The sequence below is a fragment of the Prevotella amnii DSM 23384 = JCM 14753 genome (assembly GCF_000378745.1).
GTDB lineage: Bacteria > Bacteroidota > Bacteroidia > Bacteroidales > Bacteroidaceae > Prevotella > Prevotella amnii.
In genome coordinates this window covers 1-21,062 of the sequence record NZ_KB905295.1, presented here as the reverse complement: position 1 = coordinate 21,062, position 21,062 = coordinate 1, and the positions used below count along the sequence as shown (strand labels likewise).

At 31.8% G+C, this 21,062-nt stretch carries 17 protein-coding genes; 11 read left to right on the top strand and 6 right to left on the bottom strand.

Going from position 1 to position 21,062, the window contains the following annotated elements:
* The coding region (locus tag F596_RS11020; protein WP_019036634.1) for a transposase at positions 1-250 on the top strand (250 nt) is incomplete at its 5' end.
* 223 nt (positions 251-473) lie between these two features.
* Here the strand turns inward: F596_RS11020 and F596_RS0108610 are convergent.
* Together F596_RS0108610 and F596_RS0108605 are read right to left on the bottom strand one after the other, a co-directional pair.
* Positions 474-1,049 (bottom strand): GNAT family N-acetyltransferase, encoded by a 576-nt coding sequence (locus tag F596_RS0108610; protein ID WP_019036633.1) that lies wholly within the window; start codon positions 1,047-1,049, stop codon positions 474-476.
* Positions 1,050-1,056: 7 nt separating this feature from the next.
* Positions 1,057-3,735 (bottom strand): 3'-5' exonuclease, encoded by a 2,679-nt coding sequence (locus F596_RS0108605; protein WP_019036632.1) that lies wholly within the window; start codon positions 3,733-3,735, stop codon positions 1,057-1,059.
* 171 nt (positions 3,736-3,906) lie between these two features.
* Here F596_RS0108605 and F596_RS0108600 point away from each other — a divergent pair, with 171 nt between their 5' ends.
* Positions 3,907-4,455, top strand: a complete 549-nt coding sequence (locus tag F596_RS0108600; protein ID WP_008449545.1) for a glutathione peroxidase — start codon at positions 3,907-3,909, stop codon at positions 4,453-4,455.
* 306 nt (positions 4,456-4,761) lie between these two features.
* On the opposite strand, the gene F596_RS0108595 is transcribed toward F596_RS0108600, so the two are convergent.
* Together F596_RS0108595 and F596_RS0108590 are read right to left on the bottom strand one after the other, a co-directional pair.
* The gene (locus F596_RS0108595) at positions 4,762-5,517 is read right to left on the bottom strand and encodes a porin family protein (protein ID WP_019036631.1); all 756 of its coding nucleotides are present in this window, start codon (positions 5,515-5,517) and stop codon (positions 4,762-4,764) included.
* Between the two features lie 25 nt (positions 5,518-5,542).
* Positions 5,543-6,682 (bottom strand): PCMD domain-containing protein, encoded by a 1,140-nt coding sequence (locus F596_RS0108590; protein ID WP_019036630.1) that lies wholly within the window; start codon positions 6,680-6,682, stop codon positions 5,543-5,545.
* A 323-nt stretch (positions 6,683-7,005) separates the two neighbouring features.
* On the opposite strand from F596_RS0108590, the gene panB reads away from it, so the two are divergent.
* Both panB and F596_RS0108580 read left to right on the top strand, forming a co-directional pair.
* Complete coding sequence (gene panB, locus F596_RS0108585; protein ID WP_019036629.1) at positions 7,006-7,824, top strand: 3-methyl-2-oxobutanoate hydroxymethyltransferase; 819 nt, start codon at positions 7,006-7,008, stop codon at positions 7,822-7,824.
* A 73-nt stretch (positions 7,825-7,897) separates the two neighbouring features.
* Complete coding sequence (locus F596_RS0108580; protein WP_019036628.1) at positions 7,898-9,073, top strand: MFS transporter; 1,176 nt, start codon at positions 7,898-7,900, stop codon at positions 9,071-9,073.
* A gap of 27 nt (positions 9,074-9,100) precedes the next feature.
* Here F596_RS0108580 and ispE read toward each other — a convergent pair whose 3' ends face one another.
* Positions 9,101-9,943 carry a 4-(cytidine 5'-diphospho)-2-C-methyl-D-erythritol kinase gene (ispE, locus tag F596_RS0108575; protein WP_019036627.1) on the bottom strand — a complete coding sequence of 281 codons (843 nt, stop codon included), beginning with the start codon at positions 9,941-9,943 and terminating at the stop codon, positions 9,101-9,103.
* 147 nt (positions 9,944-10,090) lie between these two features.
* Between ispE and dnaB the strand changes: the two genes are divergently transcribed.
* The 7 genes from dnaB (at position 10,091) to F596_RS0108540 (ending at position 18,210) form a co-directional block, all read left to right on the top strand.
* Positions 10,091-11,608, top strand: coding sequence for a replicative DNA helicase (gene dnaB, locus F596_RS0108570; RefSeq protein ID WP_019036626.1), 1,518 nt, complete (start codon positions 10,091-10,093; stop codon positions 11,606-11,608).
* A 378-nt stretch (positions 11,609-11,986) separates the two neighbouring features.
* The gene (locus F596_RS0108565) at positions 11,987-12,439 is read left to right on the top strand and encodes an NfeD family protein (RefSeq protein WP_019036625.1); all 453 of its coding nucleotides are present in this window, start codon (positions 11,987-11,989) and stop codon (positions 12,437-12,439) included.
* Positions 12,440-12,483: 44 nt separating this feature from the next.
* Positions 12,484-13,437 (top strand): SPFH domain-containing protein, encoded by a 954-nt coding sequence (locus tag F596_RS0108560; protein WP_008449913.1) that lies wholly within the window; start codon positions 12,484-12,486, stop codon positions 13,435-13,437.
* Positions 13,438-13,455: 18 nt separating this feature from the next.
* Entirely contained in the window at positions 13,456-14,571 is a 1,116-nt protein-coding gene (locus F596_RS0108555) for a UDP-N-acetyl glucosamine 2-epimerase (protein ID WP_024992736.1), read from the top strand.
* A 52-nt stretch (positions 14,572-14,623) separates the two neighbouring features.
* Complete coding sequence (locus F596_RS0108550; RefSeq protein ID WP_019036622.1) at positions 14,624-15,988, top strand: MATE family efflux transporter; 1,365 nt, start codon at positions 14,624-14,626, stop codon at positions 15,986-15,988.
* Between the two features lie 62 nt (positions 15,989-16,050).
* Positions 16,051-16,266 (top strand): cation transporter, encoded by a 216-nt coding sequence (locus F596_RS0108545; RefSeq protein WP_019036621.1) that lies wholly within the window; start codon positions 16,051-16,053, stop codon positions 16,264-16,266.
* A gap of 24 nt (positions 16,267-16,290) precedes the next feature.
* Positions 16,291-18,210 carry a heavy metal translocating P-type ATPase gene (locus tag F596_RS0108540; RefSeq protein ID WP_019036620.1) on the top strand — a complete coding sequence of 640 codons (1,920 nt, stop codon included), beginning with the start codon at positions 16,291-16,293 and terminating at the stop codon, positions 18,208-18,210.
* Between the two features lie 39 nt (positions 18,211-18,249).
* Here the strand turns inward: F596_RS0108540 and F596_RS0108535 are convergent, their stop codons facing one another.
* Positions 18,250-20,802, bottom strand: coding sequence for a DUF5686 family protein (locus tag F596_RS0108535; protein ID WP_019036619.1), 2,553 nt, complete (start codon positions 20,800-20,802; stop codon positions 18,250-18,252).
* Between the last annotated feature and the right edge of the window lie 260 nt (positions 20,803-21,062).

Genomic DNA, 21,062 nt, shown 5'->3' with positions numbered 1-21,062 from the left:
CAAGGATGCTGCAAGGCTGAAGCTGGCAAAATGGTTTAACGAGGTAGAGAAGTTGGGGGTGGACAACTTCTATACGGTGATAGACACCTTTAAGAACCATTATGATACCATACTCAATTTCTTTGTCAACAGAGCCACAAATGCCAATGCTGAATCCTTCAACGCAAAAGTCAAAGCCTTCAGGGCACAGTTTAGGGGAGTAACGGACATTCCTTTCTTCCTTTACAGGCTTATGAAATTATGTGCCTGAGAGGAGAAGGCTTGCAACTGGGTTTTACGACTGACCCTATTTTTTTACTAAGCTTAAGTTTCAGAAGAATAAATAGACCTTATTAAACAAAAAAGGAGTACCGCTGTACTCCAAACATTGTTAACCTTAAATCTAATACTATGAAAAACACGTTGCAAAAATACATAATAAATTCTTAATATGCAAAAATAATATAGACAAAACAGCTTAATAATAACGTTACTTATTGTTTTTTTGTATAAATTAAGCGCTTCATCTTGTGCCCTCCCCACTTTGTTTTTTCAAAATATTCAAAACCTATCATATAATATAAGTTTTCTGCTTTCGGGTTTCCAGTATCTACAAGTAAGGTAGCAGGAAGTTTTAAGTTAGCTGCTTTATTTATTGCAGCAATAAGTAATTTAGTTGCAATACCTTTCTTTCTCCAAGCCTTATGTACGCAGATAGAATCTATATAAAATTCTCCTGCTTTTGTTTCATAAGGTAAAGAAGAGTAGTCTTTATGGTAAGTTTGGAGCATTTCTTCTTCAAATGTTTTTCTTAAAGTGCCAACTAATGCACCTTCATAACATACACAAGCCCCAACAACTTCGTTTTCTTCAGTAATTGCTACAAATGTATTGCGATATGAATATTGCGATAATTCTTTTTCTACAAGTCTTGATAATAATTGATGAAAACTATTTAAAGAATTATTTTCACCTATAAACCACTGGCAACATTCATAATTCATAGCTTCCATTATGAATGAAGCTATTATAAAGGATTGTTCTTTCTTTGCTTGTTCTATTTTAATCATATCAAAATTAGTTAAAATATTTTATAATATCTGCCATAAATGGAGTTATTTCACGTTTGTGGATATTACCGTAACGATCTATTTGTGATAATGCATAAGCTATTATTACACGTTTTTTAGCTCTAGATAGTGCTACGTAAAATTTTCTACTATCTTCTTCATATTCTTTTTTTGTCTTATTATATGCATTTGGATAACGTCCATTAGCAGCATCAAATACTATTACATTATCAAATTCTAACCCTTTTGCTTTATGTATTGTAGTAACATAAATATGTTCTTTAATACTTTTACTATTGCAGAAATCACTTTCTTTCATAGTAGAAATATTCATTATAAAACGTGAAAGTTGCTCTGCGAGGGAATTATTACCAATATCTTTTCCTATAATATCCTTCTTTATATAGCGTAAAACATAATCTAATCGTTCTATATTTTCTATTGTTTTATCTGTAACAAAAGAAACATGTGCATTTGTCAAAGCTGTAATTATAGCAGGTTCTTCTATTTTATCTATAGTATATAAATATTGTTTTGCTTCTCTATAAATAGTTCCATAATAAGCTTTTAACTTATTTATTATTCTAAATACTTGCTTATCTTTTAGAAAGTTTAATTGTTGTGAGACTATAGGCTTAACTCTTTTTGCACAATAATTTATTAAGTTTACTGTAGCCCATACATCATCAATAGCTTGATGGCTATTTACTCCTTCCAACTGAAATTTATCGAGCAAATACTCTAATTTATAAGACCTTAGTGATGGCTCTAACAGTCGTGTTATTTTTAATGAATCGAAATATTTAAAGTTATAATTATTTAGGCAGTCACCAGTATAACGTCTTAAGCAATTGTCAAGTATATGGTAATCATAGTTAATGTTATGCGCCATAAGAATGCTATTGTCTGCAAATTTTAAAAATTCATTTAAGGCCTCTTTTATATTTATCAATTCTCCACTATTAAGTTTTTCATTATAAATTTCATATAACGGATTATCTTTTATACCTAATTTAGGTAAAATAGTTTTATTTGTATATATGTAAAGGTCTAGTGTCTTACCAATCTGCTTCCCATTCCTTATCTTTATAGCAGAAATCTCTATAATATCATCATTAAAAACATCTAATCCAGTTGTTTCTGTGTCAAAAACAACAATATCTTGTTGTTGATAATTAGTAAGAAAATCGTTTAAATAAGTATTTCCCTCATATTCTAATAGATCGACAGGAGAAATAGATAAGGATTTAAGTTTTCTGTTAAATCTTCTTGATAACGAATTACTTGATAAAGCTTTAACACCTTTCATCAATCTTGCCCATGCTATAAAATTATGCTCGTTAGATAAAATTTCTAAATGAGATAATAACAGTTTCATAGATGGCTTATCAAATAAATCTTTTCCTGATACTTTAAAATGGGTTATATCTAATTTAGACATAGCACAACTTATTTTATCTGCATCTAAATTAGAATTAACAATAATGGCTGTTGTAGCTTCAGGGTCTTTTAAAAATATATTTTTTGCTAATATTATAACATCCATTATTTCATCTTCAATAGTATTACTACTGATTATTTTTAAGCTACCAGTTTCTGCTACTGATTTATTATCTGTTATAGGTAGTAAATCTTTGTCTATTTTTAATTGTTTTTCAGCATAGGTATTAAAAACATCTAATAAATATTTTGGCGAGCGATGATTTTGCATGAGATGATGAATGTTACCTTTACAACGTGATTTTAAAAGATTAAGAGTATCTGCTTTTGCTCCCATAAAAGAAAAAATAGCTTGTTGTTCATCTCCTAAAAACATGACTATAGAATTATTTTTTTCAGTCAATAAATCTATAATAGCCAATTGCATACCATTTAGGTCTTGCACCTCATCTACTTGTATCCACTTATAATGTTTATTTTCTTTGTTATTTTTATAAACATCATAGGTGAAAAGTAATAAATCTTCAAAATCAATTAAATGATTTTCTATTTTATAATGCTCATAACAAGATGCTAAATACATTTTACGTAAAAGCATAATTATTTTATATGTAAGAGAGCGATCTAAATCTAAATCATTTATATAATCTAAGAAACTTTCAGCATGCTCATAAATATAAATAATAGATTTATCATTATAAGATATTTGTTGTCTATTACATATATATTTTATCAATTCAATTTCTTCCTTAGATAAACATTCTGGATGTAAAAACACTTCAGAAGGATGGTTATGTCTAATCTGATAAATAAGGTGAGAAAAAAATATTATCTGCTGGTATACCCTATATCGTTGATAATCTCCTATTATTCCTTGATCATCTTCATTTTTATATTCAGCTATAATACTAACAGCTTCCTCTTCATCTATAATAGAAGAGTCTGATGGTACTTTTTTATACTCAAATAAAAACTTTGAGCAAAAATGGTGTACATTACCTACTTGTAAAGTAGAAATATCTTTATTTGGGAATATATTTTTTATTCGTGAAGTCATTTCGCGAGCTGCCCTATTTGTAAAAGTTAAACAAAGCATATCTTCAAAAGCTATGCCTTTGGAAAAGGCATATCGTACTCGCTCTGCCAATATATGAGTTTTCCCACAACCAGGAGGAGCTAACACTAAATGAAACCCTTTATTAGCTTGTATTACTGGTAATTGACTTTCATCTAAATTATTATTCATCAGGATTATAATATTTAAACTTTACCTCACAAAATTACAAAAATAAAGCGATTATATCTTATTAATATTCCATTCTTTATTCTTTTCTTGAATATTTCTTTGTATATTTGTATCGTAGTAAATATAGATGTTAAAAATATAAATATAAAAGAGAAATAAAAAAAGAAAACAATGAGAACAATTTATGATTTTTCTGTAAAAGACAGAAAAGGTAAAAGCGTTTCTTTAAAAGAATATGCTAATGAAGTAGTTTTAATTGTAAATACTGCAATAAAATGTGGTTTCACCCCCACTTACAAAGAACTTGAAAATTTATATGAAAAGTATCATTCAAAAGGATTTGAAGTTCTTGATTTTCCTTGCAATCAATTCGGTAACCAAGCACCCGGTACTGATGATAGTATTCATCAATTTTGCAAATTTACTTACGGCACAAAGTTTTCTCGATTTAAAAAAATAAAAGTAAATGGTGATGGAGCTGATCCTTTGTTTACCTTCTTAAAAGAACAAAAAGGATTTGCGGGTTGGGACGAAACTCACCCCCTTTATCCAATATTAGATGAAATATTATCAAAGGAAGATCCTAACTATAAAGAGAAATCTGATATAAAATGGAATTTTACAAAATTCCTTATAAATAAGAAAGGACAAGTTGTTGCTCGCTTTGAGCCTACTGAGAAATTTGAAAATATAGCTTTGAAAATAGAAGAGTTACTATAAATATAATTATTATATTATCTTCATAGAAATTAATAAAAAAAGTATTGAATAATTATTTATAGTAAATTAAGAGCTTTTTATTTAATAAAAAGGGCTGAATTTATCCATATATAAAATGGTATTCAGCCCTTTTCTTTTTAGTTATTTATTGCATTATCTATTTGTAAGAATCTATATTTGTTTACATTATCAAATTATAAAAAGCTTTCGTATATAGATATTTTTTTATAATCTTACAAAGTCTTTACGCGATTTAAATATTAATATTTTATATCTTAAAGCTATATATATATATTATAAAAAAAATTATATACGATACCCGACACCTAAATTTAAATAAATAGGGTATAGGTTAAAACTAATTGTTTTAAAATCTTTTTTAAATATATTAGAGAAAGTCCATGTAAAGTCTGCATTAACCCAGATGCGTTTAGCTGCTTTCCACGATCCACCTAACTGTGCTCCACAGTGGAATTTGCTAAGGTTATTGCTAAAGTTATAATCAGCTTTACTATCATTTTCAAATTTTATCTTAACTCCTATTGGTGTGTTTTCACGTAAATAGCCATCTGAGACGTAACCATCAAATTTACCATATAATCTAATAGACCCAAATATTCCTGCACGTATCTTCCAACTATCTGATATACTATAATTTGCTAATACTGGTATAGTGAGCATTGTCTCGTTATAATTCGTTTTTACGAATCCTGTATAATAACCGCTTATACTTCCTTTCCCCTGAACAATGTCAGTATGATAATTCTTCACAGTTGCTCCAGTTCTCATACCTTTTTTCTCAAGCTTTATACCGATGGAACCTCCCCATTTCTTAGATGTTCCAAACCATCGTGTAATAGTCCCTTCTATAGAGGCATTAAGCTGTGGGCTATAGTCTTCTATTTTCCTAATCTCTTGAGGCATAGGTAAAGGAGCTGCTCCACCTATATTAACACCTAATTTTAAATCTATTTCTAAATTATTGTTAGTAACAGTTTGGGCTTTTAAAGAAATTGCATTAATTGTTGCAATTAATATAATTATAAACGATCTATATAGCATAATACTATTTTTGTTAATTTATTATTTACTCTGAAAACAATTGTAATTCATCTACATATAAAGTGCTGCCTACTGCACCTTGGAAAGTAGCACCATCACGACTCGATGACATTATAATAGCCAGACTATACTTACCTTGAGCTAACTTGTCTTTGTCTACTACCTTTCCTTCTTCAGCCTTAAACGGAATAGTAAATTTCACCCATTCACTGCTTTCTTTTCTCTCTGTTAATTCTGCTTTCAGAATAATATTACTGCTTGTCAAAGAATTGGTACCGTCTAAATAAGGAGTTTTTTCTGTTCTTTCAAAGAAGACAGCATATATAGCAAAGTCATCTTTTTTATTTGGTACAGATTTGTTATTTTTATCTGTATAAACATCGCCAGCTTTATATTTATAGTACCCTACAAGCATTTTTGGTTTTTTGTAAAAGACTTCTCCAAAGTGAGTGGCAAGAGCACCCTTGAGCATCTGATTTTCATCAAAAGTACCCATAAATAAGTTTCCTGCGGCAATAGGCATACCAAAACTTGCACCTAAAAGACCTGTACTTATTGTCTGTAATTTCACACATTTACCTTTAAAGCCGTTAGGATCTTGTACTGTAGGATAGTGATTAGGATCTTTATCGTTATTCAGTAATAAAGCTAACTTTGCCCCAGCATTACCACTTCCCCATGTCATACGTTGTCCTGCATCATTCTGCTCATATAGTATATGAAAAAGATTTTCCTCATTTCCTGAAGTGTTTTTTGCTTTTTCCCAATCTAAGTTTTCAAAATGATAATTTGTAGCAATATCGTTAGTTATAAATGCCACTTTATACTCTTTTTTCCACTGTTTATCTTGTGAAGTAACGGTATAGCATTGATCCGTAGAAAAATCGCGAACGGTACCACTAACAGGTTCTATCGTTGCCCCATGGGTAAGCGTAAAAGTAGGTGCTATGCTTTTAACATCATTCCAACCATTAATATAAATCTTCACTTTATCATTTGTTATTATTGGCTGACGTAATATATCTACATTTTTTACCTGCACAGAAATAATATCTGCTTCAGCATTTAAAGCCTCATCACTAATACATGAATCTAATAAAGAAACTCCTAAAAACAAAGTTATAGATACCTTTATGGTATTCTTGCTCATCATCTTTTTTATCATTTTAGAAAATATAAATTCATTGCAAATATACTAAAAAAAACTAAATATAATGCTTTTTATCAATATTTTTACAATATATAGTATGTTGCTTAATATGAAAGAATGAAAAAGTTAGGGTTAAGCTACTTTTAGAATAATATTTAAATAAGTATCATTATCATGGCATAGAGTAAAGGATATTATTATTATAACAATGTTTGTACTTGTAATAATATTATGTTAGTTTTGATAAACGATTAAATTAAAGTACCTTTGCAAATAGTTTTAATGATAAAAATCAGATATATTGTACAATATATAAAGAGATATATTAGCTTACTATCATGGGTTATTTAACAACAGATAAAAAAAAGATAACAGTAAAAACCATCCTTGCAATGAAGGGTTCTGGTGAGAAAATATCGCAGCTTACAGCCTACGATTATACGACAGCTTGCATATTAGATGAGGCTGGAGTAGATAGTATTTTAGTAGGTGACTCCGCATCTAATGTGATGTCTGGTAATATGTTTACTTTACCTATCACCATAGAGGAAATTATTTACCATGCTCGTGCAGTAGCTAAGGGTAGTAAGCATAGTTTAGTAGTATGTGATATGCCATTTGGTAGCTATCAGATTAGCAAAGAAGAAGGTGTGCGAAATGCTATTCGTATAATGAAAGAAACTGGTGTAGATGCTTTAAAGCTGGAAGGTGGTGTTGAGATTATAGATACTGTGAAAGGAATTATAGCCGCAGGTATTCCTGTAGAAGGGCATTTAGGGTTAACTCCTCAGAGCGTAAATAAATTTGGCGGATATGCTTTAAGAGCAAAAGAAGAGGCTGAAGCAGAAAAGTTAATATCAGATGCTAAATGTCTTGATGACGCAGGTGTTTTTGCTATAACCTTAGAAAAGGTGCCAGCAGCTTTAGCAGCAAGGGTTACCAAAGAGGTTAAAGCAGCTACAATAGGTATAGGAGCAGGCAATGCAACAGATGGTCAGGTGCTTGTTTATGCAGATGCTTTGGGTATGTCGGATAAGTTTAAACCTAAATTTTTGCGTCATTTTGCTAACATGAAGCAGTGTATGATAGATGGCGTACATGAATATATTAAATGTGTAAAAGACTCTTCTTTTCCTTCAGAGGCAGAGTCTTATTGAAAGAAATGTGCATTGTAGCTTTATTTTTATAGCTATGTTATTATAATTAATAAAAAACAAGATAGTTAGAATAATGGATACTCAAAATACTCTTATGCATATTAGGTTATGGAATAGGCATTTTTGGAGATTAGCTTTGTCTAATTTTTTTTTAGCGATATCTGCTTATATGCTTATACCATCATTGGCTCGATATTTTTCCAGTAAAGGTTATAACAATAGTAGCATCGGGTGGGTAATGTTATGTTTTGCTTTAGGAGTTTTTGTGTTAGGTGGCTTTTCTGGTTACCTGATTCAGCGTTTTCGTCGTAATGTTGTATGTATTGTATCTATTTTATTAATGACAGTATGTACAGGAGCTCTTTATTACTTTGAAATACTAAAGAAAGATGCAATAAGCTATAATACATTGTTATTATTACGTTTAGTGCAAGGAGCTTTTTATGGATTGGCTCAAATGGTGTTATTGGGTACATTAGTGATAGATACGGTAGAGGCTTCTCATCGAACAGAGGCAAATTATAGCGTAACGTGGTTTGGTCGTTTAGCTTTGTCTGTTGGTCCTTTAGTTGCATTAATGTTATATAGGCAATTAGATTCTGGTAGTGCTTTCTTAGGCTCTTGTATTAGTGGGTTAATAGCGATGTTGTTGGTTTTATCTGTAAAATTTCCTTTTCGTGCTCCAGAAGAAACTATCCATATATTTTCTTTAGATAGGTTTTTGTTAATACAAGGTGGCTGGCTGTCGGTTACTTTAGTTTGCAGTGCCATGTTAGTAGGTATGGTGTTGTCTGTTTCGCAAACGCCTTTATTTTTTATCTTATTAATGATAGGTTTTTTGTTGGCAGTGTTAGCAGAACGCTTTGCTTTTGCAAATGCAGATCTCAGGAGCGAAGGCGTTACAGGATTATTATTAATAGGTATGGCTATGTTACTAATGCTTACTCGTACACAGCATGTGGTAGATCTCATTGCTCCAGCTTTTATAGGTTTAGGTATTGGGCTGATAGGAAGCAGATTTTTATTGTTTTTTATTAAGCTTTCTAAGCATTGTCAGCGTGGAACAAGTCAAACAACTTATCTTTTATCTTGGGAGCTTGGTTTAGGGTTAGGCTTGTTCTTTGGTTATAATTTGTTAGATATGCAAAAAGAAATGATATTAGAAATAGGCATAGGCATAACAATTATAATATTATTGTTATATAGGTTTTATGTACATTCTTGGTATGTTCATCATAAAAATAGATAAGAAAAGTCTTTAGGTAAATATATTTACCTAAAGACTACAATTATAAATAAAATTTCCTTTAAATATTTGTTCTACATTCTTAGGCTTTTTATCAAATATACCAAATATAGTACTTCCGCTTCCAGACATTTGTGCATAAAGCGCCCCTTCTTCATAGAGCCTCTTTTTAATATCTTTTAGTTCTGTATATTTGGTAAAGAGAGGTTCTTCAAAGTCGTTTTTCAATTCTTCTTTCCAAGTACTTATAGGTTGTGAAATAATGTCTTTGCAACATTTTTTTGGTTGTTGCGGTTTTATGTTTGAATATGCTTCAGCTGTAGATATAGCAATGTCGGGTTTTATGAGTGTAAGGTAACATCCTTTCAAAGCGTTAATTTCTGTTTTTATAGGGGTTAATTCGTTTCCTATTCCTGTAGCAAAGGCAGCTTTAGCATTTATAAAGAAAGCGCAATCAGCACCTAATTTAGCAGCTAATTGCTGCATTTCGTTATTGCTTATTTTTAGCTGAAAGTGTTCGTTTAGCATTTTTATCATATAGGCAGCATCTGCCGAGCCTCCGCCTAATCCTGCTTGTGAGGGTATTTGTTTATAAAGATGAGCATGTATACGTGGCAAGTAGAAGTGTTTTGCCAACAGATTATAGGCTTTAACTACAAGGTTATTTTTATCTTCACAATTATTTAGATATGTCCCTGTTACCTTAATATCACAATTTAGCATAGAAGGGAAATCTTCGTGCATTTTATTTATTTCTATAACATCGTGTAAGGGAACTGGATAAAATATAGTTTCAATGTTATGGTATCCATCTTTTCGTTTGTTTACAATGTTTAAGCCGAGATTTATTTTACAACAAGGGTATGCTATCATTACTTTTTTGCGAATTTTTAAATAGGTTGTTTTATATTAAATCATTTTTTTATTTCCCAAAAGGAATAATCTGTTTCATGCAAAGGTAAGAAAACTTATATGAGGAATATGAGTTTTTCATAGTTTTTTTGTAATTTTGTTGCTTATATGGCAGATAAGAAAATAACCAAAAATATAAAAAAGCATCAGGCTGCACCTATAGATAACTCTTATGGGCATTTGCAACCACAAGCAATAGAGATAGAGCGTGTTGTGATAGGAGCACTGTTAATAGACAAAGATGCTTTTACTGTAGTATCAGAAATAATTCGTCCAGAAACCTTTTATGACCCTCGTCATCAGAAGATGTATGCAGCTATACAGCAGTTAAATTATGATGAGCGTCCTGTTGATATTGTTACCGTACAAGAAGAGTTGCGCCGTCTTGGTACATTAGACGAAGTTGGGGGTATAGATTACCTGGTAGATATTAGTTCTAAGGTGGCTTCTTCTGCTCATATAGAGTATCATGCACGTATTTTAGCTCAGAAGTTTTTAGCTCGTCAGTTGATAAAATTTGCATCAATGATAGAAACAGATGCTTTCGACGAAACTGTAGATGTTGATAATCTGATGCAAAAGGCGGAAAGAGAGCTTTTTGAGCTTTCACAGAAAAACATGGCACAAGATTTCGTACAGATAGATCCTGTTATAGAGGAGGCGCATAAGATATTGATGCGTGCTTCTGAAAATAAGGGGGGGCTTACTGGTGTGCCTACAGGATATACTAAATTAGATGAAATAACGTCAGGCTGGCAGCAGTCTGATCTTATTATTATAGCGGGTCGTCCTGCCATGGGTAAGACTTCTTTTGCTTTAAGTATAGCTAAGAATATAGCAGTGGATCATAGGCTTCCTGTAGCCTTTTTCTCGTTAGAGATGAATAAGGTTCAGTTAGTAGATCGTTTAATGTCAAATGTTTGTTCCATTCCCGGTAGTAAAATATTAAGTGGGCAGTTAGATGATTCAGAGTGGAAACGTTTTGATGATAAGATACGTTACTTACAAGGAGCCCCTATCTATATGGACGATACCCCAGGATTATCTATCTTTGAATTGAGAACAAAAGCACGTCGTTTAGTTCGAGAGCACGATATAAAAGTAATCATGATAGATTATTTACAGCTTATGAATGCTAATGGCGCACGTTTTGGTAGTAGGCAAGAAGAGGTTTCTACCATCAGTCGTTCTTTAAAAGGTTTAGCAAAGGAGCTAAATATTCCTATTTTAGCATTGTCTCAGTTAAATCGTTCTACAGAACAGCGTGAAGGATTAGAGGGTAAACGCCCACAGCTATCTGACTTACGTGAGTCTGGTGCTATTGAGCAAGATGCCGATATGGTGTTATTTGTACATCGTCCAGAATATTATCATATATATGCAGACGAGAAAGGACAAGACCTTCATGGCATGGCTCAAATTATTATTGCTAAGCATCGTAAAGGTGCAACAGGAGATGTTTTATTAAGTTTCCGTGGAGAATTTACTCGCTTTGCTAATCCTGAAGATAATGATTATTCCTTGCCATTACCAACAGATGCTTTAGAAGGAGAAATTATAAGTAGCAGAATGAACAATGACCCTTCTAATGCTTTTACCCCTATTGATGGTGAGGTACCTTATTAAGACTTAGTAAGAGATGGCTATATGTTTTATAATAAATTACTTTTATAGAAAGTAAAAGCCGTCTTTTGTTGAGGGAAAGATTATCTTTCTAAAAGAAAAATAAATTATTTTTATTGCATTTTTAATCTATTTTTTACATAAAAATAGATTAAAAATGTTTCATAGAGATTTCTTTTTTACAATAAAAAACACTTGTTTTTTAGAATAAATACAGAACTTTTTTACTAAAAATCTAATGTTATTTTACTGCAATGATATGTTTATTTTGGTAATTATATCATTTTTATTATATTTATAGGAACCAGTTTTTAAGAAAAATCTTTGTTTAAATAGTTTTTTTTCTTAACTTTACAACGTAACATTAATTATAACTGTTTTATGATGGATTATTTTGTACAAAACATTTGGCTGATATGGTCGCTTGTTTGCTTACTTTGCCTAATTTTAGAGCTTACTTCAGGCGACTTCTTTTTAATGTGTTTTGCTATAGCCGGTTTACTTACAGCTATATTATCTTGTTTCATAGATAGCATTGTTTTTCAGATAATTATCTTTGCGGTATGTTCTGTTTTGAGCATTATCTTTGTGCGCCCTATTATATTAAAATATTTTCATCATAATGAGAAGGTACGGCCAAGTAATGCTGATGCGCTTATTGGTCGTAAGGGGCTTATTACAGAGCCTATAAAAGCAGGAGGAGGTTTTGGTAGAGTACAGATAGATGGCGACTATTGGAAGGCATATAGCATAAGTCCTACAACAATAGAAGTAGGAGAGCAGGTGAAAATAGTAGCTCGCGATTCTATTATTGTTACTGTTGAGCGTTGTTGATAATATTCAGAAAGAAAAAATTATTCATTAAAACTTTATTTAATATGGACATTACAATTTATATCCTTATTGCTATAATATTATTAGCAATAATCATAGTAAAGAAATCGTTAGTTATTATCTCGCAAAGCGAAACAAAGATAATAGAACGTTTAGGTAAATATCATGCAACTCTGCAGCCTGGTATAAATGTTATTATTCCGTTTATGGATCATGCTAAGGAAATCATTGCGCTACGTTCTGGTAGATATGCATATACTAATTCTATAGACCTAAGAGAGCAAGTTTACGATTTTGCTCGTCAAAATGTAATAACAAAGGATAATATCCAGATGCAGATAAATGCTTTGCTTTATTTTCAGATAGTAGATCCTTTTAAGGCTGTATACGAAATTAACAATCTTCCTAACGCTATTGAGAAACTTACACAAACCACTTTGCGTAATATAATAGGTGAGATGGAACTTGATCAAACTCTTACCTCGCGTGATACTATTAACACTAAGCTACGTTCAGTTTTAGATGATGCAACAAATAAGTGGGGAATAAAGGTTAATCGTGTAGAGTTACAAGACATTACTCCCCCAGAAAGTGTTCTTCAGGCAATGGAAAAACAGATGCAAGCAGAGCGTAATAAGCGTGCTACAATACTTACGAGCGAAGGAGAAAAGCAAGCAGCTATTTTGCAATCAGAAGGAGAAAAAACTTCTATGATAAATCGTGCAGAAGCTAATAAACAGCAACAGATACTAATAGCAGATGGACAAGCTGAGGCTCGCATTCGTAAGGCAGAAGCAGAAGCTATAGCCATACAAAAAATAACAGATGCAGTAGGGCAGAGTACTAATCCTGCTAATTATCTTATAGCACAAAAATATATCCAGATGCTTAGCGATTTAGCTAAGAATAACAATCAGAAGACAGTTTATCTGCCATTTGAAGCATCTAATTTGATGGGGTCTATAGGCGGAATTAAGGATATGTTTAAAGAAAAATAAAAGGTATATAATATATAAATGAATAGAAAATCTTTAAAGATATGTATTTTTTGTGGTGCACGCCCCAATTTTATGAAGGTAGCACCTATTATAAAAGCAATAAGTAAGCAAGAGTGTATAACATACACTCTTGTCTATGCTGGAGGAAAAGATGATCCTACAATAGAGGATAAGCTTTTTGAGGATTTGCAGATAATGCCCCCAACAGAGTATCTTGGTGCAGATAGTGCAAATCTTAATGAGCTAACAGGTCAGGTAATGTCTATGTTTGAATTGTATCTTCAGACACATCCGACCGATGTTGTTATAGTAGTAGATGATCTTGCTTCTACTATGGCAGCAGCTATAGTAACAAAAAAGCAAGCTCTTACCTTAGTACATATTGCAGCAGGTACTCGTTCTTTTGACATTACAATGCCTAAAGAAATTAATCGTTTAGTAATAGATGGATTATCAGATATTCTTTTTACGGCAGGTGTTAGCAATAATAGTATAGCAAATAAAGAGGGGGCAGAGCTATCAAAGGTATATATGGTAGGCAATATTTTGATAGACAATATTCGTAATAATAGAAAATTAATGGCAAATATAAATTTGTCCTCAATAAAAGAGCTTGCAAATATAGATATTAAGCAAGGTAAGTATTTGTTATTTACTATAAATCGTAAAAAGCTCCTTAACGAAGAAGCAGAACTCTATAGTCTACTTAAATCTTTAATAGAAAGTTCTCAAAGTGTGCCTATTATAGCACCCTTACGCCCTTCAGCTACAGCCATAGTAAAGGAAATAGCTTTAAAAAATAATATCGATATAAGTAATTTTCATATCATACCTCCTTTAGGATTTTTAGAATTTAGTTATATAAGTGCGCATGCTATGGGTGTAGTAACCGATTCTGGCAATGTAGCAGAAGAAGCAACATTTAATGGTGTTCCTTGTATAACTTTAAATAGCTATACCGAACATATAGAAACTGTTACAGTAGGTTCTAATGTGTTGGTAGGTGAAAATCCTGATACTCTTTCTATAATGGTAAAGAAAATAGTAAATGGAAAATGGAAGAAGTCAGGCATACCAGACCGTTGGGACGGTAGGTCAGCTGAGCGCATTGTACAAATACTTTTAGAGTTGTGATAACTCTAAAAGTATTTGTACATTATAAGATATATTTTTAGGATAACACATTATGCATCATAGCGTTGATAATTACACATATTTAACAAAAGGACCACTACATAAAGTAATTATAACCATGGCATTACCCACTATGGTATCTATGCTTGTAACAGGATTTTATAATATTGTAGATACTTATTTTGTGGGACAATTAAGTACACAAGATACTGCTGCCGTAGGAATAGTCTTTTCTTTAATGTTCCTTATTCAGGCTGTAGGTTTTTTCTTTGGACACGGATCGGGTAATTATATTTCACGCGAATTAGGAGCACAACATCAAGAAAAAGCATGTGTAATGGCATCTACCGGCTTTTTCTATTCTTTTTGTTTCGGCATACTTATAACCTTATTTGGAGAATTGCTGCGTATTCCTTTAGCTCTTTTTTTAGGTAGTACACCTACTACTCTGCCTTATATCTTAAATTTTATGACCATAATACTTATTGGTGCTCCTTTTGTAACATCTTCACTTACATTAAACAATCAGATGCGTTTACAGGGAAATGCTACATATGCTATGTATGGCATTATAACAGGTGTAGTTGTTACTATAGTATTAGATCCTTTTTTTATATTTACTTTAGGAATGGGGATTAGAGGTGCAGCAATAGCTACTGTTATAGGTCAGATCACATCATGGGGGATTCTTCTTTTTATGACACATAGTGGTGAGAATATAGGCATTCAGCTTAATAATATAAAAATATCATATAAAGCTATGAAAGAAATATTTCTTGGTGGTAGTCCTTCTCTTATGCGTCAAGGATTAGCAAGCATAGCTACTATGATGCTTAATGTAGCTGCCAGTCATTATGGCGACTCAGCTATTGCCGCTATAAGCATAGTAACACGTATCTGTATGCTTATCTTTGCAGCTGTGATTGGTTGGGGACAAGGATTCCAACCTGTTTGTGGATTTTGTTATGGTGCAAAACTTTATCGCAGACTTACAGATGCCTTCAAATTTACTGTAGTTATAGGTACTTCTTTTCTGATTATTTGCTCTGTTATAGGATTGTTCTTTAGTAGTTCGTTAATAGGAATATTTAGAGATGATCCTAAAGTGATTAAAATAGGTGTAGTTGCTTTACGTTGTCAGATGATAGTTCTTCCTTTAAACGCATTTATATTAGTTAGCAATATGATGGCACAAACTTGTCGAAAACCATGGCGTGCCAACACACTTGCAGCAGCAAGGCAAGGATTATTTTTTATTCCATTAATAATAATATTACCACAAATATGTGGGTTAAGTGGAGTAGAAATGTGCCAAAGCGTAAGTGATTTTTTAGCATTTATACTGACCATACCTATTATAATATATACTTTTAGAGAGCTTAGATATGAAGATATAGCTTTAACAAAGCGGCAGTGATATTTTATATAAAAGTATATAAAGGATAATGTAAATATAATAAAAAATATAGATAAACAGTTATGATTAAAAAGATTTTTAAAGTAAAAGGCATGAAATGCCAGCATTGTAAGACAAATATAGAAACGGCTGTAAAAAAATTAGAAGATGTAAGTAATGCAGAGGTAGATCTTGAAAAAGGCAGTTTAACAATAGAATATGATGAGAGTGTAATAGTTTCTAATAAACAGATAAAAGAAGCTGTAGAGGGCGTAGGTAGGTTTGAAATAATCTTATAAAAGTATTTAAAAGAAAACATCAATATGAAACAGACTTTACCTATAGTGGGAATGGCATGTTCGGCTTGCTCTGCAAATATAGAGCGGACACTTTCTTCATTAAAAGGAGTATCTTCGGCAAAAGTATCTTTGATTGGACGTTCAGTTCTAATTGACTTTAATCCTGATATTATTTCTTTAGAAACAATGAAAAAAGAAATAAATAATCTGGGATATGATCTTATCATAGATAAAGATACTTCTACTGAAAAAACAGAAAAAATATATTATACCCGTCTTAAACGTAAAACAGTTCTTTCATGGATATTTTCTATATTTATAATGGCAATATGCATGGGGTGGATATCTATAGGAAATAGACTGATGAATAATCAGCTTGCTATGATAATAGCTTTACTAAATATTTACTATTGTGGTAGACAGTTTTATATCACAGCTTGGCGACAAATAAAGCATCGCTCTGCTTGTATGGATACCCTTGTTACAATATCTACTTCTGTAGCTTTTATTTTTAGTACGTTTAACGTGTTTTGGGGCAATGAAGTCTGGGGGAAAAATAATATAGAATGGCATACATACTTCGACTCTTCTGTCATGATAATTACATTTGTTCTTACAGGCAGATTAATAGAAGAATGGGCAAAAGATAACACTGCATCATCTATTCGAGAGTTAATGAAGATGTCTCCTAAAAAAGCACATGTAGTTAATGGTAATAAAATAGCAGAAGTGCCAATATCTGCTATTGAGGTTGGAGATATAATAGAGGTTTGTCCAGGAGAAAAAGTTCCTGTAGATGGAGAGGTTATATGGGCAGAAAGTTTTATGAATCCTACAGCTTCTTACATTGACGAGAGCATGATAACAGGAGAGCCTACACCTGTAGAAAAGGAAAAAGGGGCAAAGGTTCTTGCAGGCACTATACCCACACAAGGTAAGTTTCGTATGCGAGCACAGCAGATAGGAGAATATACTGCGTTGGCACAGATTATTAATATGGTGCTACAAGCACAAGCATCTAAAGCACCCATAGAACGTCTTGTAGACAAAGTAGCATCTGTTTTTGTTCCAGCAATAGTAAGCATATCATTTATAACATTTTTATTATGGTGGTTTATAGGAGGTAATGCAGTATTGCCACAAGCTATATTGTCTGCGGTATCAGTGCTTATAATAGCTTGTCCTTGCGCAATGGGTTTAGCAACTCCTACTGCTTTAATGGTAGGAATGGGTAAAGCTGCTGAACATAAAATACTTATTAAAGATGCTACTGCTATGGAACAGCTATGTAAGGTTAATGCCCTTGTAATAGATAAAACAGGTACACTTACTATACCAAACCTAAATATAGATTTTACTAAATCGGATAATCTTTCTATTAAAGAGCGTGAAAGTTTAAAGCCAAATGCTCTTAAGGCTATAAGGCTACTGCAAGAGCGTAACATAAAGATATATATGATAAGTGGAGATACTGCGGAAGCTACACAGTATTGGGCTGATAGGGTAGGAATAAAAAACTACTTTAGTAGAGTGCTGCCACAAGACAAAGGCAATTTGGTAAGCAAATTACAAGCTGAAGGTAATACAGTAGCAATGGTAGGCGATGGTATTAATGATACTCAAGCATTAGCTCTTTCTGATGTAAGTATAGCTATAAGTAAAGGTACTGATGTTGCTATGGATATAGCTCAAGTAACATTAATGGGAGACGATTTGCTATCTATCCCTGAAGCTATTCTTTTAAGCAAAAAAACGGTAAGAATGATTCGGCAAAATCTTTTTTGGGCTTTTCTTTATAATATTATTTGTATTCCTCTTGCAGCAGGGCTGATGTATGCTTTAAATATAAAAATGCAGATTAACCCTTCTTTAGCAAGTCTAATGATGGCATTATCCAGTGTAAGTGTAATACTTAATAGTTTACGTTTACGACTAATAAAATAACTTACTAAATAAATTTAGTTTTTAAGATCGTTTTAGCCATTAGAAAGATAAGTTGAACCCGAAGCGAATACCATTTTTGTTAATGCCATTCCTTCCTGTATAGGTTAGGCGACGAACATAATTTATTTGCAAACACTTAAATATATTATAAACTCCTACAACTAATTCCATGTAAGGGGTATTAGTCATGGTATATGTCTCTTCAGGAAATTTATAGAGGATAGGATCATTAATATTATTAGATAAGAGCGGGTTATTTTTATGTGTAAGATCTCCCCACATACTTTTAAAAGCTATATATTCTCGCCACTTTAGTTTTTTAATAAGTGGAATGCGGTTGAATATTTTTCCTTGAATGCGCCATGCAATAGAAATCATAGCATAACGGTCATTTAAGAATTCCATGTTATTCATCATAGAGAAAGTTTGTGCATTCTCGAAATATGATGTATTTATAGGCGGCATAATTAATAGAGGGAAAGGTACTTTGTTCCATTGAGCACCAGCTATAAGTTTCGAGTCTATATTTCCCCAACTACCCAGCCATATACGCTTGTAAGCGGTTATTTCTGTTAAGTTAGAAGAAAAGTTACTACCTAAAAAACCTTTACATCCCAAAGTATGTTTTAATGTGATTTGTAAAGCATCACGATTAACCTCAAAACGGTGTTGTTTAGTATTAATATAATTCTGACCAGGACGATAGCTAAAAGATAAAGTAAATTCTGTACGTCTAATTTTATCTATTATAGAGCCATTCATATGCTGGAATACTAATGTCCCTGTAGGAGTATTACTTTCAGTGCAAGCCTCTATATGTGTTTTTAGTCCATAATCAGTTTCCCATTGAAAATTTATTTTTTGGCGATTGAAAAAGTACATTTTTTCAACCTTGACAGGACGAAAAGTCATAAAGAAATTATCTTTATTATGAATAATAAATTTATCAGAAGGAGATTCAATATCGTTATTTGTTTCTAAAGTAAGTGTTCGAACAGGAAACTCTATAGGCAAATACTCTGGTTTATTAAAAGAGTATATAATTTTAGCATCATAATAATGTTTATTAATTTTTGTGCCATAAGCATAATAACCTTCAAAGAACCAGTGAGGATTAAAGTTTGCCGTGGTATGTGCAGAAGCACATAAGCGATAACCATCTACAAAATTTTTAGAGATGATAGTGTTAATAGGTCCTATATCAATCTTTGAAGGATGTTTTTGTGAACCTGTTTCTATAAAGTTTTCTATTAGTATTTTTGCAGCAAGTATAATCCAATTAAAACCTTTAGCTTTTGTAATATTGTCTACAAAATTATTAATATTTGCTTCTCCTTTTGATAGCTTTATCTTGCGATGTTCGTCCCAATATTTTTTACTACGCTTTTTAGCATTATATTCATATATTATATTAGTCTTTCCTCTAAAAGATTCCTCAGATATTGAGTCAAAACTATAATCATATAATTTTGTAGTACGAATGGCAATGGCGCGCTCTAATAATTTTGTTAAACGCAATTCTGCTATAAGATTATCATTGGTCATTACCCATTCGTTATTAGGTAGTTTGTTAAATTCTTGCTCAAACCTCATTGATTGTATAAAGTTTACACCAGTGTTTGCAGGTAATTGCATTACACATTTACGAACATGTAAAGTACTATCAGCCAAGACATACAACTCTCCTCTAAACCCAAAATCTAACTGATTAGCAGGCATAAATTGTAAACGTATACATTTATCTTGGTCAACATAAGTAGTATCATCTATATAAAAATGATAAAAAGATATAGCTGTACTACCTATAGGGGAAGGAAATCGCTTTTGTAGTAACTCTATCTTATCATCATAAATATCTATATCTTTAAGAAACTCTTTTGCCATAATATTAAAAGTGCCACCTGTTTGTAACAGTTTAGACATACCCCGTGTATCTTCTGCTTCGATAATATCCCTCTCTGTTTTAGGACTTTTTCTATATAGATGTTTTATAAGTGTTTCATCTACTGATAGAGGAAGTATTAATTGATTATTATATGGACATACTTCCACTTGTTTTATTAAGAATGGATGCTTTTTAAACATATCAGTCTCTATCTCTTCAGGAGTAATATTATTTATGCCCATTGTTAGCTTCTGGTATTTCTTGTATTGGTAATAGTCGTGATTGTTTAGGTTTGTACGTTTTTTGGCAGCAATAACACGTCGCATAAGTTCTACTGCAGGATTATTTTTCCTACTGTATTTATGTCTTTTCTTTCCTTTGACAATAATACCTTCCAATCTTTTTGCCTCGTTAATCAGTTTGATAGTTAATTCACCTTCTATACTTGAGGTAATCTTTATGCGACGCGGTTTATAGCCAATCTTTGCAACTATTAGGTTTTTTCCAACTTCTTTTTTTATTATAAAAAAGCCTAATGAGTCGCTATAAGCTCTTAATTGTGTGTTAGGATATATTGCATTAGCAAAACTTATATTTTCACCAGTTTGAGCATCTATAACATGACAACGCAAATCTTGCCCTTTACAAGTTATAGTAAAGAACAAAAATACGACTAATATTAATGAATTTTTAAATACTTCTTTCATCTATACGTTACAACTGTTTTTCAAAAAATATTTTTGAGAATTACAAATTTATATAAAAAATCCGTATTATAAGATTTTTGAATAAAAACAAAAAAATATATCTCATAAAATTAAATCTATAGTTAGTCGTCCCTTAAAAACTATATTTCAGCATAAAGTTTGTACTGACAAGCTTTATGCTGATTCTTTTTATAAGGCACAAAAGAGCTCTCATAGCTCTTTTGAAGTTATATGCTGCCGCAGCTAATAATACATTGATA